This is a genomic window from Streptomyces sp. NPDC090106, assembly GCF_044747265.1.
Classification (GTDB): Bacteria; Actinomycetota; Actinomycetes; order Streptomycetales; family Streptomycetaceae; genus Streptomyces.
This window is the reverse complement of the sequence record NZ_JBIVDS010000005.1, coordinates 421278-438284: the sequence shown is the minus strand read 5'-3', so window position 1 is coordinate 438284 and position 17007 is coordinate 421278. Positions and strand designations below refer to the sequence as shown.

The window sequence follows — 17007 nt, the reverse complement described above, 5'->3', positions numbered from 1 at the left end:
CACACCGCCACCGTACGGCTACGTCCAGGCCGCGCCCACCGCCACGAACCCGCAGATCAGCAGGAACAGGACCGCCAGGAGCGGCCACACGAACCGCAGGTAGCGGTCGTAGCCGACCTTCGCGAGGGCGACGCCGCCGATGGTGACGGCGGTGGTCGGCACCCAGAGGTTCATCCAGCCGCTGGCCGACTGCCAGGCGGTGACGACGACCGCGCGCGAGACGCCCGCGAAGTCGGCGAGCGGGGCGAGGATCGGCATGGCGAGGGTGGCGTGACCGGAGGTGGAGGGGATCAGGAAGGCGAGCGGGAGGTTGACGAGGAACACCAGGATCGCGAAGACGCCCGCCGACGTGCCGTCGACGACGCCCTCGATGGAGTGCAGGACGGTGTCCGTGATCTGCGAGTTGTTCATGATGACGGTCACCCCGCGCGCCAGGACGATGACCAGCGCGGGCGAGATGAAGTCGGCGGCGCCCTGGACGATCGTCGCGCTGAGCTTCTGCTCGCCCATCCGCGCGACCAGCCCGATCAGCACGGCCGCGCAGAGGAAGAGCGCGGCGAGCTGCGGGAAGGACCAGCCGAGCTCGAAGCCGTACGGGGTGGCGTCCGCGTCCCCGGTCAGGGCGCTGGACCAGGGCACCACCGAGAAGATCATGAAGGCGAAGACGAGGGCCATGGCGACGAGGACGGCCTTGTGCAGGGCGGTCAGCTCGGGCGCCTCGTCGGCCACGGCCTGGTCCCGGTCGCCGGGCAGGAACCCGGTGAGCGACCGCGCCGGGTCCCTGCGCACCCGGCGCGCGTAGCGGATGACGTACGCGACCGTCACCGCCGTCAGCACCACCCACATCACGAACCGCAGCACGATCCCGTCGCCGAGCGAGATGTCCGCCGCGGAGGACGCCACCCCGGTCGCGAAGGGGTTGACGGTCGAGCAGAGCACGCCGATGCCCGCGCCGAGGATGATCGTGCCGACGGCGACCATCCGGTCGTAGCCGAGCGCGAGCATCAGCGGCACGATCAGGCCGTAGAACCCGAGGGTCTCCTCGGCGAAGCCCTCGACCGTGCCGAGCACCGAGAAGACCACCATGATCCCGGCGATCAGCAGCGCGCCGCGGTCGCGCAGCCGGTGCGCGAGACGGGCGATGCCCCGGTCGAGGGCGCCGGTCGCGAAGACGACCGTGATGAACGCGCCGATCGCGAGCACGAACAGGAACACGCCCGCGCTGCCGTACAGTTCACCGGCCAGGTCCGGGCCGACCTGGCCCGACTTCGCGTCCTGGACGCCGTAGAGGCCGTTGACCGGGGCGAGGAAGAGGTCGTCGAGGCGGTCGGCGAAGCTCTGCGTGGAGTCGACGCGGTGGTACGTGCCCTGCACGGGCGCGCCCGAGTCGTCGCGGTCGTACTCCCCGGCGGGGATCAGGAACGCCACCAGCCACACGGCGACGGTGACGATCGCGAGGACGGTGAGCGCGCTCGGGAAGGTGAACTTCCTCCTCGGCCGCGGCTCCCGGGTCGGCGGGGCCTCGGTGACGCTCATCCGGCGGCCCCGGCACGGAAGTCCGCGGCGTACCGCTCCACGAAGGCGCACATCGCGACGACGGTGTTGCGCAGCTCGTCGAAGAGCACCCGTTCGTTGGGGGCGTGCAGATTGCACATGCTGTCCTGCGCGCCGAACAGCAGCACCTCGGCCCCGGGCGCCGCCTCGGCGAGCCCGTTGACCAGCGGGATCGACCCGCCGGTGGCGACGTACGACGGCTCCGTCCCCCAGGCCTCGCCGAGCGCGGCGAGCGCGGCACGGTAGGCGGGTCCGCCGGTGCGGGCCTCGTAGCCGGGCCCGGTGTCGCCGGGGGTGACGGTCAGCGGCACGCCGAAGGGGCGCAGCGAGCGCAGATGGCCGACGAGCCGGTCCTGGGCCTCGCGCGGGTCCTGCCGCGGATGGAACCGCAGGTTGAGCTTGGCGCGGGCGTACGGCACGACGGCCGAGGCCGCGTGGTCGACGCCCGGCGCGTCCAGTCCGACGACGGTGATCGCGGGGCCGCTCCACAGCCGCTCGCCGAGACTTCCGCTGCCGACGAGCGGCACGCCGTCCCGCACACCCGCGAGCTCCCGGAACTCCTCCTCGGTGTACGTCGTCCCGGTCCACTCCTCGCGCCGCAGCCCGGCCACGGCGACGTCACCGTGCACGTCGTGCAGCGTGGCCAGCGCCTTGAGCAGGACGACGAGCGCGTCCGGGGCGGCGCCGCCGAACTCCCCGCTGTGGCGCGGCTCGTCGAGGGTGCGGACCTCGACGGTCACCTCGGCGGCGCCGCGCAGCGCGGTGGTCAGGGTCGGGGTGCCGGGGCGCAGATTGCCGAGGTCGGCGATGACCATGGCGTCGCAGGCGAACCGCGCGGGGTCGGTGGGCGGGTACGCGTCGAAGGGGCTGCCGTACTCCTCCTGCCCCTCGAACACGATCTTGATCCCGACCGGCGGTCGCCCCTCGAACGCCCGCAGCATCCCCAGGTGCGCGATGACGTTCGACTTGTCGTCGGCGATCCCGCGCGCCCGCAGCCCGCCCTCGACGGGCGTCGGCTCGAAGGGCGGTGACAGCCAGAGATTCTCGTCGCCCGGCGGCTGGACGTCGTAGTGGGAGTAGAGCAGGACGGTCGGTGCGGCCGGGTCGGGCGGCGGGATCTCGGCGTGGATCACGGGCGCGGTACCGGGCAGGTCGATGCGCTCGATCCGTTCGACCCCGGCCTCGCGCAGCAGGTCGACGAGCAGGTCGTGCGCATCCTGGACGGGGCCCGCGGGGTATCCGGGGAACGCCACGGACGGGATCGCCGCGAGCCGCTCCAGGTCGGCCTTGAGTCCGTCCATCAACCCGTCGACCTTGGCCGCTGTACCCATGCCGCTCCTCGCTGCTCCCTGGCCCGGGGCCTGCCCCGCCGTGTTCCCACAGCCTCGGGGGGCGGGGTGGGGGCCGCATCCGGGGTGGGCCAGGAGGAGGGCGCGGGGCAGCGGGCGGGCCGCTGGGGGAAATCCCTTCGGAGCGGTCCGCGGGGGCGGCTAAGGTCGGGGCATGGTTGCTGAACGTGCGGATGACGGCGGGAAGGCCGCGGTGGCCGCCGCCGAGGCCGCGGCTCCCCCGGGCGGGGAGACCGTCCGGGTCGACAGCTGGATCTGGTCCGTCCGCCTGGTCAAGACCCGCTCGCAGGGGGCCGCGGCCTGCAAGGGCGGCCATGTCCGGGTGAACGGCGAGCGGGTCAAGCCGGCCCACTCCCTGCGCGTCGGCGACGAGGTACGGCTCGTCCACGAGGGCCGGGAACGGATCGTCAAGGTCAAGCGCCTCATCCGCAAGCGGGTCGGCGCCCCCGTGGCCGTCGAGTGCTACGCCGACAACAGCCCGCCGCCCCCGCCCCGCGAGGCCGTCGCCCCCGCCGGTGTCCGTGACCGGGGTGCGGGCCGCCCCACCAAGCGGGACCGCCGTGAGATGGACCGGCTCAGAGGAGTGGCCGCCCCGCCGCACCCCTCCCCCGGCACCGGGGGCCGCGCCGAGGGACGCTAGGAACAGCTCCGGCGCGCACGGCGACGGCGTCCGGTCCGGCCCTTCGGCCCTCCGGACGCCACAGCCCTGCGCGTCGATGCCGGCATCGGCACGACGACCGTTCACGCTCCTCGTCGCACCAGCCGCGGCAGCCGGGCGTTCTGCTCGCGCCGGGCCCAGGCCACGAGGGCCAGCGGGACGATCAGGATGAGCGGTGTCGCGGCGTTCTCCCCGTCGAAGACGGAGACCTGGACGACGAACGCGCCCACCATCAGCCCGCTCAGCGCCAGCGCCGCCACCGACTGGAGCACGGGCACCAACAGGGCGACGGCACCGGCCAGTTCGAGGGTGCCGATGACGTACATCCCCGTGTCGCCCCAGCCGATCTCGGCGAAGCTGTCCACGGCGGCGGGGAGCGCGATCAGCTTGGGCAGCGCGCTGGCGACCGCGAAGAAGAGGGCCAGCAGCACCTGCACGGTCCGCAGGGCGGCGCGGGCACGGCGCCCACGAGCGGTCGCGGACTCGGCGACGACGGGGGCGGCGGCGGAGGCGGTGATCTCGGACATCGGGGTCTCCTGTGGGAAGCGAAGCGGTGCGTCGTGCTGTCACAGGGATGGACCGCGCCCGGCACCGGAACTCATCGCTTCCGGGCCGGGCAGTCGCCTCAGCCGTCCGTGTTCCCCCGGCTCGGCCGGTACGGCGGGACGTCCGGGCCCGGCTGGTAGTGGGGGCCCTGGCGGATGTGGTGCAGGACCACGGTCAGGTCGACGGTCGTCACCAGCCACAGCACACCGCAGGCGATCGCCCAGCCGGGACGGCCCACCAGGGCGAACGCGGCCGTGCCGAAGATCGCCCAGGCCACGCCCCACAGACACAGCCACAGGCGGGCCCGCAGCGCGCTGCGCGCGGTCTTCGGCTCACTGCCCGTACGCATCGGGACCACCACTCTCCCCGCCAACGTACTCCCCCGGCGCGCCGGGGGCCGCACCCCGCTACGACTCGAAGCGGGCGGCCTTCAGGTACCGCGGGTTGGGGTCCAGTGCCGCCGCCAGCCGGAAGTGGCGCTTGGCCTCGTCGGGGCGGGCCTGCCGCTCGTAGGTGCGGCCGAGCGCGAAGTGCGCGAACGCGTTGTCCGGCTCCCGCTCCAGGACGATCGTGAACTCCAGCTCCGCGGGCCGCAGTTGCGCGGCGGCGAAGAAGGCACGTGCGCGCAGCAACCGGGCGGCGGTGTTCTCGGGGTGCGCGGCGATGACGGAGTCGAGCAGTTTCACCGCGCCCCGGGGGTCCCGCGCGGCGAGCAGCTGCTCGGCGGCGCGGAAGTCGATGACATGCGTCTCCGGAGTACGTCCGGTCGAACCGCTGGTCTCGGGCACGGCAGAGTCCTTCCCTCTCTCGACGGGTTCAACGCCCGCGACGCGCAGGGCTATTCCGCCGGCTGCCCGGCGGCCCGCCGCGTCAGCAGCGTCCACACCTCGCGCACCCGGCGCCGCAGCTGTTCGAGGGGGACGTCGTTGTCGACGACGACGTCGGCGATCTCCAGCCGCTTCTCCCGGGTCGCCTGCGCGGCCATCCGGGCCCGGGCGTCCTCCTCGGTCATGCCGCGCAGCCGCACCAGCCGGTCGAGCTGGGTCCCGGGGCTCGCGTCGACGACGATCACGAGGTCGTACAGCGGCGCCAGCCCATTCTCGGCGAGCAGCGGCACGTCGTGCACGACGACGGCGTCCTCGGCGGCGGCCGACTCCAGGGCGCGGGAGCGGGCCCCCACCAGGGGATGCACGATCGCGTTCAGCACGGCGAGCCGTTCCGGGTCGGCGAAGACGATGGAGCCGAGCCTGGGCCGGTCCAGCGTGCCCTGCTCGGTGAGCACGTCCGTCCCGAAGGCGTCGACCACCGCGGCGAGCCCGGGAGTACCCGGCTCCACGACCTCGCGCGCGATGCGGTCCGCGTCGATCAGCACGGCGCCGCACTCGACGAGCAGCCGTGACACCTCGCTCTTGCCGGCGCCGATCCCACCGGTCAGGCCCACTTTCAGCATGAGCCGAAGCTTAGGTCCTGCCTCCGGCGGCGGAACCCACCGGTCGCCGGCCGCCCTGCCGGTGCGCCCAGGGGACGGTGCGGAAGTCCCGCACAGCACCCCCTAGTTGTCGCCCTCCCGCTCCGCCAGGAAGCGCTCGAACTCCTGCCCGATCTCGTCGGCCGAGGGGATGTCCACCGGCTCGGCGAGCATGTTCCCGCGGGTCTCGGCGCCCGCGGCGGCGTCGTACTGGTGCTCCAGTCCCTGGACGAGGGAGACCAGTTCCTCGTCGCCCTCACGGATCTGCCGGTCGATCTCGGTCTGGGTGCGGTGGGCGTCGGTGCGCAGGGCGTGCGCGATGCCCGGCAGGACCAGGCCGGTCGCCCCCGTGATGGCCTCCAGGACCGTCAGGGCCGCGTCCGGGTAGGAGGAGCGGGCGATGTAGTGCGGGACGTGCGCGGCGACGCCCAGCACGTCGTGGCCTGCCTCCATGAGGCGGTACTCGACGAGCGCCTCGGCGCTGCCGGGGACCTGCGCCTCCTCGAAGGGGCTGCGGTGGCCGGGGACGAGGTCGGTGCGGCTGCCGTGCGGGGTGAGGCCGACGGGGCGGGTGTGCGGGACGCCCATCGGGATGCCGTGGAAGTTCACCGACAGCCGGACGCCGAGCCGCTCCACGATCTGCTGGACGGCCACGGCGAACCGCTCCCACTCCACGTCCGGCTCCGGTCCCGACAGCAGCAGGAAGGGCGCTCCGGTGGCGTCCTGGACGAGCCGTACGTCCAGCGTGGGGACCTCGTAGTCGGTCCAGCGGTCGCGTTCGAAGGTGAGCAGCGGGCGGCGGGCGCGGTAGTCCACGAGCCGGTCGTGGTCGAATCTGGCGACGACCTGGTGGGGCAGCGAGTCGAGCAGCCGGTCGACGATCTGGTCGCCGGTCTCGCCCGCGTCGATGTATCCGTCGAAGTGGTAGAGCATGACAAGGCCTGCCGACTCCTGGGCGAGCGCCACGTCGACGACGGCCAGGCCCTTCGGCTCCCATGCGTACAAACCCTGCGGATCAAGCACAGTGACCGCTCCTCCTCGTGTTCGTACTGCACAACGCCCTTCAGGAGAGGGGCATTCCCGCCCGGGGCGCTGATCAGGCACCTCTTACGGCCTTCTCATGCCCCGTTCCACCGCGTCACGAGCCCGGACACGCCGAAGGCCCGTACCTCGGAAGGTACGGGCCCTCGATCAGGATCTACTGCTCAGAGCGTGTTCAGCTCTGGCCGCCCGCGAGCTTCTCGCGGAGCGCGGCGAGCGCCTCGTCCGAGGCCAGGGCACCGGAGGTGTCCGCGCCCTCGGAGGAGTACGAGCCACCGCCGCCGCCCGCGACCGGAGCCGCACCGGCAGCGTCGCCGCCCTCGGCCGCGGCAGCGGCGTCGGCCTCGCGGCTCTTGATGACCTGCGCCTGGTGCTGCTCGAAGCGGGTCTGCGCCTCGGCGTACTGGTTCTCCCACACCTCACGCTGGGATTCGAAGCCCTCGAGCCAGTCGTTGGTCTCGGGGTCGAAGCCCTCGGGGTAGATGTAGTTGCCCTGGTCGTCGTAGGACGCGGCCATGCCGTACAGGGTCGGGTCGAACTCGACCGAGGCCGGGTCGGCACCGAAGGACTCGTTGGCCTGCTTCAGCGAGAGGCTGATGCGACGGCGCTCGAGGTCGATGTCGATGACCTTGACGAAGATCTCGTCGTTGACCTGGACGACCTGCTCCGGGATCTCCACGTGGCGCTCGGCCAGCTCGGAGATGTGGACCAGACCCTCGATGCCCTCGTCCACGCGGACGAACGCACCGAACGGAACCAGCTTCGTGACCTTGCCGGGCACGACCTGGCCGATCTGGTGCGTGCGGGCGAACTGCTGCCACGGGTCTTCCTGGGTCGCCTTCAGCGACAGGGAGACACGCTCGCGGTCCATGTCGACGTCGAGGACCTCGACGGTGACTTCCTGGCCGACCTCGACAACCTCGGAGGGGTGGTCGATGTGCTTCCAGGACAGCTCGGAGACGTGGACCAGACCGTCGACGCCACCCAGGTCCACGAAGGCACCGAAGTTGACGATCGAGGAGACCACGCCGGAGCGGACCTGACCCTTCTGAAGGGTCGTGAGGAACGTCTGGCGGACCTCGGACTGGGTCTGCTCCAGCCAGGCACGGCGGGACAGGACCACGTTGTTGCGGTTCTTGTCCAGCTCGATGATCTTGGCCTCGAGCTCCTTGCCCACGTAGGGCTGGAGGTCGCGAACGCGGCGCATCTCGACCAGGGAGGCCGGGAGGAAGCCACGGAGGCCGATGTCGAGGATGAGACCACCCTTGACGACCTCGATGACGGTACCGGTGACGATGCCGTCCTCTTCCTTGATCTTCTCGATCGTGCCCCAGGCGCGCTCGTACTGGGCACGCTTCTTCGAGAGGATCAGGCGGCCTTCCTTGTCCTCCTTCTGGAGAACAAGGGCTTCGATCTCGTCACCGACGGCGACGACCTCGTTGGGGTCGACGTCGTGCTTGATCGAGAGCTCGCGGCTCGGGATGACACCTTCGGTCTTGTAACCGATGTCGAGGAGAACCTCGTCCCGGTCAACCTTGACGATGACGCCGTCGACGATGTCGCCATCGTTGAAGTACTTGATCGTCTCGTCGATAGCGGCGAGGAAGGCTTCCTCGTTACCGATGTCGTTGACCGCAACCTGCGGGGTGGTGGCGGTGGTCTCGGTGCTGCTCGTCATGTGGGAAAGGGCTCCGGTACGGACATTGAGTCGTAGGTACTGCTACGCCGGGAGCCCGTATCGCTCTGAAGAAGCCGGACAGCCAAGGAAGCGCCCCACCGACAAAGGGTGATGCGCCTCGACAACCGAGGGGACATACAACAGATGCGAGCGCAGCCTGCTACGTCTGAGGTGCGCAGGCCCGCAGCGCAACTTGTAGCATACGGGGGCAGCCGGGCAGGGTCAATGCGCGAAGGCGCACACCCGGGGCGGATCGCCGCATACCCGGCACAAGAACTGTCTCACCAGGCCGCGCAGGCCCGGGGAAACCTCTTCCGTGACACCCGTGGGGTCGGGTTGGAGGGAAGAGTACGACGAGGGAGCCGATCATCCAAGAGCGCGAGGCGTTCGAGCCGGAAGCCACCCGCCGCGCGGCGGACGTGTCCGAAAGCTCCCGGGCCAACCGGGGCTGGTGGGACCGGAACGCGGACGAGTACCAGGTCGAGCACGGCACGTTCCTCGGGGACGACCGCTTCGTCTGGGGCCCCGAGGGGCTCGACGAGGTGGAGGCCGAACTGCTCGGCCCGCCGGAGGACCTCAAGGGCAGGCAGGTGCTGGAGATCGGCGCCGGGGCCGCCCAGTGCTCCCGCTGGCTGACCGCCCAGGGGGCCCGCCCGGTCGCCCTGGACATCTCCCACCGCCAGCTCCAGCACGCCCTGCGGATCGGCGGCGCGTTCCCGCTGGTCTGCGCCGACGCCGGCGCGCTGCCCTTCGCGGACGGCTCCTTCGACCTCGCGTGCTCGGCGTACGGGGCGCTGCCCTTCGTCGCCGATCCGGTGCTGGTGCTGCGCGAGGTGCGCCGGGTGCTGCGGCCGGGCGGCCGGTTCGTCTTCTCCGTGACGCACCCGGTCCGCTGGGCCTTCCCCGACGAGCCGGGCCCCGAGGGACTCTCGGTCTCCGCCTCCTACTTCGACCGCACGCCGTACGTCGAGCAGGGCGAGGACGGTCAGGCGGTGTACGTCGAGCACCACCGCACGATCGGCGACCGGGTCCGGGACGTGGTCGCGGGCGGGTTCCGCCTGGTCGACCTGGTCGAGCCGGAGTGGCCGGCCTGGAACACGGCGGAGTGGGGCGGCTGGTCCCCCCTGCGCGGCAACCTGATCCCGGGAACGGCGATCTTCGTGTGCGAGCGGGACTGACCGCGTGATACGCCGTGACGCCCTGGACGCCCTTCCCGTACGCGGCGCCCTGCCGGGGCTGACCGGCGCCCTGGAGGCGCACGGCACCGCCGTGCTGGTGGCGCCGCCCGGCACCGGCAAGACGACGCTCGTGCCGCTCGCGCTCGCCGGGCTGCTCGACACCGGCGCTCCCGCGCGCCGCGTGGTCGTGGCGGAGCCCCGGCGGATCGCGGCCCGGGCCGCCGCGCGCCGGATGGCGTGGCTGCTGGGCGAGAAAGTCGGGCAGAGCGTCGGGTACACCGTGCGCGGGGAGCGGGTCGTCGGGCCGCACACGCGCGTGGAGGTCGTGACGACGGGTGTGCTGCTGCAACGGCTCCAGCGGGACCAGGAGCTGTCCGGGGTCGACGCCGTCGTCCTCGACGAGTGCCACGAGCGCCATCTGGACGCCGACACCACGGCGGCCTTCCTGTGGGACGTGCGGCAGACGCTGCGCCCGGAGCTGCGGCTGGTGGCCGCGTCGGCGACGACCGACTCCGCGGGGTGGGCGCGGCTGCTGGGCGGTGCGCCGGTCGTCGAGGCGGAGGGGGTGTCGTACCCGGTGGAGACGGTGTGGGCACCGCCTGCGCGTCCGGTGCGCCCGCCGCACGGGATGCGGGTGGACCCGGCGCTGCTGTCCCATGTGGCGTCGGTGGTGCGGCGGGCGCTGGCCGAGCGGACCGGGGACGTGCTGTGCTTCCTGCCGGGCGTGGGCGAGATCGCGCGGGTCGCGGGGCAGCTCGGCGGGCTCGGTGACGTGGAGGTGCTCCAGGTGCACGGGCGGGCGCCGGCCGCCGTGCAGGACGCGGTGCTGGCGCCGGGCGAGCGCCGGCGGGTGGTGCTGACGACGTCCGTGGCGGAGTCCTCGCTGACGGTCCCGGGCGTGCGTGTGGTCGTCGACTCGGGCCTCGCCCGGGAGCCGCGCGTCGACCACGCGCGCGGGTTGAGCGCGCTGGCGACGGTGCGGGCCTCGCAGGCGGCGGGACGGCAGCGGGCGGGCCGGGCCGGGCGGGAGGCGCCGGGTGTGGTGTACCGCTGCTGGACGGAGGCGGAGGACGGGCGCCTGCCGCGCTTCCCGGCGCCGGAGATCAAGCTGGCCGACCTGACGGCGTTCGCCCTCCAGGCGGCCTGCTGGGGCGATCCGGACGCCTCGGGGCTGGCGCTGCTGGACGCGCCGCCCGCGGGGGCGATGGCGGCGGCCCGGTCGGTCCTGACGGCCATCGGCGCCGTGGACCCGGCGGGCCGGGCCACCGGCCGGGGCGCGCGGCTCGCCCGGCTGGGGCTGCATCCCCGGCTGGGCCGGGCCCTGCTGGACACCGGCGGGGAGGGTGCCGAGGTGGTGGCGCTGCTCTCAGAGGAGGTGCCCCGGGAGTACGGCGACGACCTGGCGGCGGCGCTGCGCACCGCGCGGCGCGGGGGTGACGCGTACGCGGGGCGCTGGCGGGCCGAGGTGCGGCGCCTGCGGGCGGTCGTCGCGGACCGGGACCGGGACCGGACCGGAGGGCGGGACGAGGAGCGGACCGAAGCACCGGCCCAGGAGCGGACCGTACGCCCGTCCCACTCCTCCTCCCCCTCTTCCCCCTCCTCCCCTTCCCCCGCGTCCTCGGACGAGCGGATCGCCGGTCTGGTGGCCGCGCTGGCCTTCCCCGAGCGGCTCGCCCGCGCGGACGGCGGCTCCTGCCTCATGGCGTCCGGGACCCGGGCCGAGCTGCCGGAGGGGAGCCGACTTCGGGGCGCGCCGTGGATCGCCGTGGCCGCGGCGGACCGTCCGGTGGGCAAGGGGCACGCGCGCGTGCAGCTCGCCGCGGTGGTGGACGAGGACATGGCCCGGTCGGCGGCGGCGTCCTTGTACTCGCGCGGCCAGGAGGTCCGCTGGGCCGACGGGGACGTGGTGGCGCGGCGGGTGGAGCGGCTGGGGGCGATCGAGCTGACGGTGCGGGCCCTCAGGGACCCGGACGCGGCCCTGGTGCGCGGGGCGCTGCTCGACGGGCTGCGTACGGACGGGCTCGGGCTGCTGCGGTGGTCGGCGGAGGCGGGGGTGCTGCGGCAGCGGCTGGCGTTCCTGCGACTGCACCTGGGTGACCCGTGGCCGGACGTGTCCGACGAGGCGCTGCACGCGCGCGTGGACGAATGGCTGGAACCGGAGCTGGGCCGGGCGCGGCGGCGGGCGGATCTCGCGCGGATCGACGCGGGTGCCGGGCTGAACCGGCTGCTGCCGTGGGCCTCCGGTGAGGCGGGCCGGCTCGACGAGCTGGCCCCCGAGCGGATCGCCGTACCGAGCGGGTCCAGGATCCGGGTCGACTACGGCGATCCCGGACAGCCGGTGCTCGCGGTGAAGTTGCAGGAGATGTTCGGGCTGCACGCGTCGCCGTCGGTGGCCGGGGTGCCGCTGCTGGTGCATCTGCTGTCCCCCGCGGGCCGGCCCGCCGCCGTCACCGCCGATCTCGCGTCATTCTGGAGGGACGGCTACAAGGGTGTGCGGGCCGAGCTGCGGGGCCGCTATCCGAAGCATCCGTGGCCCGAGGACCCGGCGGACGCCGAGCCGACGCGGTTCACCAACGCGCGGCTCAGGCGGTGACCGGCTCGGGGTCGCCGACGTCGGCGGGCAGCGGATCGGCGGGGCGCCGGGCGCGGTACTCCAGCCACAGGGACAGGGCGAGCAGCAGGATCCCGAGGCCGAGGAAGCCCCAGGGGAGGTAGGAGGTCATCAGCAGGACGAGGGTGCGGTTGGACTTGACGAGGTCGACGGTGTACTCGATGTAGTCCTCGCGCATCTTCACGTGTCCGGCGAAGGCGGTGACCTTCTCCCGGCCGCCGAGGAGGGTGCCGCCGCGCAGTTCCTCCTTGTGGATCTCCTCGCCGTAGACGGGGGCGCCGGTGGTGGGCTCGACCCAGAACTTGCGGACCGTGGTGTACCAGCGGGTGGTGCCGGTCTTCGCGACCTGCTCGGGCGTGATGCCCTCGACGGGCATCGACTTGGGGAACCTCACCTGGGTCCAGGGGATGGTCTGCTCGAAGTAGTAGACCTCCAGGCCGCGGAAGTTCTGGGTCCCCTCGTAGTGGATGGGGCTGCTGGTGCGGGTCTGCGCGTCGAAGTACTCGTAGTCCCGTTTCTCCGTCAGGAAGGGCCACTTGAACTCGATGCCCTCGCGTTTGACGGGGTCGCCGTCGACCATCTCGCCGGTGGCGTGGACGGGGTCCTGGGTGTGGGCGTCGAAGATGTAGCGCTCGGGGATGTGGGCGACCATCTGGCCGTCGGGGCCGACGGCGTAGGAGAGGCTGTCCCAGACGACGACGTCCTTGCCCGCGGTCTTCTCGATCTTCTCGGAGGCTTCGACGTTGCCCTTGAGGGTCTGCACGATGGTGATCTCGGGGACCTTCTCGGCCTGGAGCGTCGTGTAGTTCAGGAGGGTGGCGTCCTTCGCCTCCAGGACCATGTCCTGGTACTGGTTCGCCGGGACCTTGGCCAGGCGCGGGAAGGCGTACCAGCGCAGCAGTGGGGACAGGGCCGTGCAGAACACGGCGAGGGCGAGCAGGATCAGGCTGGCCTTGCGGCGCATCTCGGCCTCCCTCCCGGGGCGGTCACGGGTGTGACGGCACCGTCGTCAGCAGCGGTTTCGGGGAGGTCTCACCGGCCGGCGAGCCCATCGCGGTGATCGTGAACACCAGGGCGAGCGCGACGGCCAGGCCGATCGCGGCGGCGATCAGGGCACGCATGACGGCCTCCCACCGAGCGGAACTGATGCATCGTCAGGTCCGGCACCGTAGCAACGGGCGGGTGAGATGAGAACACGTCGCGCACACAACGGCGGCGCCCCCTCGAAGAAGAGGGGGCGCCGCCGTCGTCGTGCGGGAGCGGGACCGGGTACGGGAGCGGGTGCGGGTCAGGCGCTGGGGCTCGCGGAAGGCGTGGCCGACTCGCTCGCCGACGGCTCCGGCGTGGCCGTCCCGGCGGGCTCGGTGACCGTCAGCGTGAGGGTGAGCGTGGCGCCGCCCGCCGTCTCGATGCGGAGCAGGTAGGAGCCGGCGGTGTCGTCCGCGTACAGCTTCGGGAGCTTCAGCAGACCGTTCTCGTCCGTCTTCAGACCCGTCAGGTCGCGTACGGCGTTGCCGTCGGCGTCCTTGAAGTAGGGGCCCGTGTCGTTCGGGGTGGTGTCGAGCAGTGAGGTGATCAGCGTGGCGGAGACCGCGACGTTGTCCGCGACCTCGCCCTGGTACGTCGCCTTCACCTCGACCTGCTCGGCGAACTCGCCGCCCGTCTCGCAGGTCAGCGCGGTGGAGGTGGTGCGGGCGAGGGCACTGGCGACGCGCTCGGTGACGGTGGCCGTGTAGTCGAGGCCGGTGACCGTGCGGCCGACGACGGTGGTGCGGATCGTGAAGTCGCCCGTCGTCTCACCGGCGTACAGGACCGGCGCGACCGCGACGCCCGTGCTGTCGGTGAGCACCGTGGCGACGCTCTCGCCTCCGCTGAAGGTGGCGTCCGAGTCGCCGACGATCGTGAAGCGGACGCGGACCTTGCCGACCGCCACGCCCTGCGAGGTCTCCGCGCGTGTGCTGATCCGCTTGGTGAACGCGTCGCCCGCCGTCGCGGTGAGCTTGGCGGTGCCCGCGTCCTCCAGGTGGTCCACCGTGTCGGTGGGGGTGGGCGTGGGCGAGGTCGGGGTGGTGGGGGTGGCCGGGGTGGTCGGCGTCTCCGAGGGCGTGGTGGGGGTGGCGGGCGTCGACGGCGTGGTGGGCGTGGGTGTGGGGCTCACGTCGACGGTGTCGTCGCTGCGGTTGCCCGGGAGGGTGCCGGTGCCGTCCGGGATCTCGTGGGTGCCCTTGCGGTAGTACTCCAGCCACGACAGGACCGTGGTCAGGTAGTCCTGCGAGTTGTTGTAGCTGAGGATCGCGCTCTTCAGGTCGGCCGGGACGGACAGGTCCCAGCCGAAGCGGCACAGGTAGTGGCCCGCGGCGAGCGCGGCGTCGTAGACGTTGTTGGGGTCCTTCTTGCCGTCGCCGTTCCCGTCACGGCCGGCCCACTCCCAGGTGGAGGGGATGAACTGCATCGGGCCGACCGCGGCGTCGTACGTGCTGTTGCCGTCGTAGACGCCGTTGTCCGTGTCCTTGATGAGGGCGAAGCCGTTGCCGTCGAGCTGCGGGCCGAGGATCGGGGAGGTCGTGGTGCCGTCGGCGGTGACGCGTCCGCCGCGGGCCTGGCCGGACTCGACCTTGCCGATCGCGGCGAGGAGCTGCCAGGGCAGGTTGCAGCCGGGCTTGGCCTCCTGGAGCGCCGCCTCGGCCTTCTTGTAGGCGTCCAGGACGGTCGCGGGTATGCCGGCCTCGCTGGACACCGGGTCCCCGATGACGCCGGTGGTCGGCGAGGGGCTGGGGCTGTCGAGCGGCGGCAGGTCCATGTAGTACGGGGAGTCGCCGGTCGCGCCGTTGTCGTCGGCCGCGTCGGGGGCGGGCTGGGCGCCGGTGGTGGTGGATCTGCCGTCGGCGTCGACCGTCACACCGGGCGCCTGGGACGCCGAGAGTGCCGCGACGGCCGCCGCGGCGACGGTGGTGGCCACCGCCCCCTTGCGCAGCCTCCTGCCGATGTGCGCCGCCATAGCGTGAACCCCTCCCGTCGGCGCCCGAGCGCCGTTCTCCGACGTGCGTGTCGTCATCTACTGACGATCGACCCGCCCCGCGGGTTGCCCTCGCGGCAGCTTTCGATGCCGCGCACTTCACCGGTCTCGTGTTCGACCCGTACTCCCCGGCACGGGGACTCAGGTGACCCTACGGCAACTTCGTTTGCACGGGCACCTGTTCGTGCCCGGTTTTCACCGGTTGGCCATGTCCTGGTTGCCCACCCGGGACGTCTTGGCGAAATCCGTGTCCCTTCATACTGTTCCGGTCCCCGTCGCCGCCCTCCGGGAGCCCTCTTGCCGTTCACGCTGAGCCACGCCGCCGCCGTCCTGCCCGCCGTGCGCGCCGACGGGACCGGCCGAGGTCGGCTGATTCCCGCCGTTCTCGTGGCGGGTTCCTTCGCGCCCGACATGACGTACTTCGCGGCGAGCGTGCTCGACGGGGCGATGGAGTTCGGGGAGTTCACGCACTCCTTCACGGGCGCCTTCACCGTAGACGCGCTCGTCGCCTGGACTCTGGTGTGGCTGTGGCTCGTGGTGCGGGAGCCGCTGGTGGCGTTGGCACCGGCGAAGTGGCGGGGGCGGCTGGGGACGCTGCTGGGCTGCGGGACGCCCCGCGCGCGGGTGACACCCCCGCTGGTGCTGCGGTGGTACGCGTCGGCGGTGCTCGGCGCGCTGACGCACGTGGTCTGGGACGCGTTCACGCACCACGACCGGTGGGGGATGCGGCTGTTCCCGGTCCTCGGCCACACCATCGCGGGCTCACCGCTGTACTGGTACCTCCAGTACGGCAGTTCGGCGGTCGCCGCGGTCGTCATCGCCGTGTTCGTGGCGCACGCGCTGCGGCGCACGCCCGCGCGGGACGGAGCGGCGGGTGTGCCGGTGCTCTCGGTACGGGACCGGTGGGTGGCCGGGACGCTGATCGTCGGCTGCGCGGTGGTCTGCGCGGTGCAGCGGGCCGCACGCTGGTGGACCTACTGGAAGGCCACCGCCAAGCCGTGGGAGCTGATCCCCTCGCTCTGCTTCGGCGGCGGCGCGGGACTCGTCGTCAGCGGGCTGCTGTACGCCGTCGCCGTCAGGGTGTGGCGCCCGGTTCCGGCGTCCTGCGATCCGGCCGAGGCCGGTCGGGAACGGAGCGGTTCGGCCCGGTGACGGGGGCGAGCGTCGCCGTGAAGACGGTGACGGTCCGCGTGGGACGCGGCCTCTGCAGCACGGTGAGGAGCAGCGCCAGATAACCGCGGGCCTGGTCCGCCCACAGCCTCACCCTGGCCTCCACCTCCGCCCGCCGGGGCCTGCGCAGCGACGCCCTGAGGTCGGCCGGGACGCGTGCGGTACTGGCATCCGCCGCGTGGGGCGGGACCGCCGGGGGCCGTGGCGCCGGTTCCGCATCGGTGCCCGCCTGCGCCGGGGCGTGATGCCGGTGGAGCGTGCGTATACCCATGCCCGCATCCTTACGGGCGGAAGCCGGGGGCGGCGAGTGGGGCGGTGGTTACGGGGGCCAGGTGAGTGACGGTCCCTCCGGGGGCGAGCGGGGATGAGCCGGGGGGCCTCGGGTGGAGGCGGACGGGTGCTCGACCGGCCCCACCGGGGGCGAACGGGGACGAGCGGTGGGCCTCCGGCGGGGCGGGCGCTCGGCCGAGGTTGGGCGGGGGCGCATGGGGGTGGGGTGGAGGCTGCGACATCCGCTTTAGGGGAGCGGTGCTCGTGAGTGCCCTCGGGGGCGCAGCAAGCCAGCAGGGACTACCCAGAGGCACCCCCGGGACGGAGCCGCGCCGCACCAGCGCTGTCCGACCGCCGGCCGGGACCGGCTCGCAGGGCGCCCGGCGCCACCTGCGGGGCGGGGCCCGGGGTCACGTCGGCCGGCGGTCGGTGCGGCGGGGAACCCGTCCGCGCCGCACCACGGTCATC

Annotated in this window: 15 protein-coding genes; 4 read left to right on the top strand and 11 right to left on the bottom strand. The window is 72.9% G+C overall.

Annotated features, from left to right (window positions below; all coding sequences use genetic code 11):
• Positions 1-18: 18 nt before the first annotated feature.
• Positions 19-1536 carry a YfcC family protein gene (locus tag ACIPSE_RS19000; RefSeq protein ID WP_401664008.1) on the bottom strand — a complete coding sequence of 506 codons (1518 nt, stop codon included), beginning with the start codon at positions 1534-1536 and terminating at the stop codon, positions 19-21.
• Entirely contained in the window at positions 1533-2885 is a 1353-nt protein-coding gene (locus ACIPSE_RS18995) for a M20/M25/M40 family metallo-hydrolase (protein WP_401664006.1), read from the bottom strand. The genes ACIPSE_RS19000 and ACIPSE_RS18995 overlap by 4 nt, the downstream gene beginning before the upstream one ends.
• Before the next feature lie 172 nt (positions 2886-3057).
• Between ACIPSE_RS18995 and ACIPSE_RS18990 the strand changes: the two genes are divergently transcribed.
• A complete protein-coding gene (locus ACIPSE_RS18990) occupies positions 3058-3543 on the top strand; it encodes an RNA-binding S4 domain-containing protein (protein WP_401664004.1) in 486 nt (161 codons plus the stop codon).
• Between the two features lie 101 nt (positions 3544-3644).
• Here the strand turns inward: ACIPSE_RS18990 and ACIPSE_RS18985 are convergent, their stop codons facing one another.
• From ACIPSE_RS18985 to rpsA, 6 genes are all read right to left on the bottom strand, one after another.
• The gene (locus ACIPSE_RS18985; protein ID WP_401664001.1) at positions 3645-4088 is read right to left on the bottom strand and encodes a DoxX family protein; all 444 of its coding nucleotides are present in this window, start codon (positions 4086-4088) and stop codon (positions 3645-3647) included.
• Positions 4089-4186: 98 nt separating this feature from the next.
• Positions 4187-4456, bottom strand: a complete 270-nt coding sequence (locus ACIPSE_RS18980; RefSeq protein ID WP_401663999.1) for a DUF6343 family protein — start codon at positions 4454-4456, stop codon at positions 4187-4189.
• A gap of 58 nt (positions 4457-4514) precedes the next feature.
• Positions 4515-4895 carry a tetratricopeptide repeat protein gene (locus tag ACIPSE_RS18975; RefSeq protein WP_401663996.1) on the bottom strand — a complete coding sequence of 127 codons (381 nt, stop codon included), beginning with the start codon at positions 4893-4895 and terminating at the stop codon, positions 4515-4517.
• 50 nt (positions 4896-4945) lie between these two features.
• A complete protein-coding gene (gene coaE / locus ACIPSE_RS18970; RefSeq protein WP_401663994.1) occupies positions 4946-5557 on the bottom strand; it encodes a dephospho-CoA kinase in 612 nt (203 codons plus the stop codon).
• Between the two features lie 102 nt (positions 5558-5659).
• A complete protein-coding gene (locus tag ACIPSE_RS18965) occupies positions 5660-6598 on the bottom strand; it encodes a PAC2 family protein (RefSeq protein ID WP_401663992.1) in 939 nt (312 codons plus the stop codon).
• Positions 6599-6791: 193 nt separating this feature from the next.
• Positions 6792-8294, bottom strand: a complete 1503-nt coding sequence (gene rpsA / locus ACIPSE_RS18960; protein WP_401663990.1) for a 30S ribosomal protein S1 — start codon at positions 8292-8294, stop codon at positions 6792-6794.
• Positions 8295-8659: 365 nt separating this feature from the next.
• Between rpsA and ACIPSE_RS18955 the strand changes: the two genes are divergently transcribed.
• Together ACIPSE_RS18955 and hrpB are read left to right on the top strand one after the other, a co-directional pair.
• Positions 8660-9472: a class I SAM-dependent methyltransferase gene (locus ACIPSE_RS18955; protein WP_401664454.1), complete on the top strand. Its 813-nt coding sequence runs from the start codon at positions 8660-8662 to the stop codon at positions 9470-9472.
• Positions 9473-9476: 4 nt separating this feature from the next.
• On the top strand, positions 9477-12065 hold the full coding sequence (hrpB, locus tag ACIPSE_RS18950; protein WP_401663988.1) for an ATP-dependent helicase HrpB: 2589 nt from the start codon (positions 9477-9479) through the stop codon (positions 12063-12065).
• On the opposite strand, the gene ACIPSE_RS18945 is transcribed toward hrpB, so the two are convergent.
• The 3 genes from ACIPSE_RS18945 to ACIPSE_RS18935 all read right to left on the bottom strand — a co-directional run bounded on the left by ACIPSE_RS18945 (position 12055) and on the right by ACIPSE_RS18935 (position 15081).
• Positions 12055-13047, bottom strand: a complete 993-nt coding sequence (locus tag ACIPSE_RS18945) for a DUF3068 domain-containing protein (protein WP_401663986.1) — start codon at positions 13045-13047, stop codon at positions 12055-12057. The genes hrpB and ACIPSE_RS18945 overlap by 11 nt on opposite strands.
• Positions 13048-13069: 22 nt before the next feature.
• Positions 13070-13204 carry an SPW_0924 family protein gene (locus ACIPSE_RS18940; protein WP_401663984.1) on the bottom strand — a complete coding sequence of 45 codons (135 nt, stop codon included), beginning with the start codon at positions 13202-13204 and terminating at the stop codon, positions 13070-13072.
• Between the two features lie 167 nt (positions 13205-13371).
• Positions 13372-15081 carry a lytic transglycosylase domain-containing protein gene (locus ACIPSE_RS18935; RefSeq protein ID WP_401663982.1) on the bottom strand — a complete coding sequence of 570 codons (1710 nt, stop codon included), beginning with the start codon at positions 15079-15081 and terminating at the stop codon, positions 13372-13374.
• A 315-nt stretch (positions 15082-15396) separates the two neighbouring features.
• On the opposite strand from ACIPSE_RS18935, the gene ACIPSE_RS18930 reads away from it, so the two are divergent.
• Positions 15397-16251 (top strand): DUF4184 family protein, encoded by an 855-nt coding sequence (locus ACIPSE_RS18930; protein WP_401663980.1) that lies wholly within the window; start codon positions 15397-15399, stop codon positions 16249-16251.
• The last annotated feature ends 756 nt before the right edge of the window (positions 16252-17007 follow it).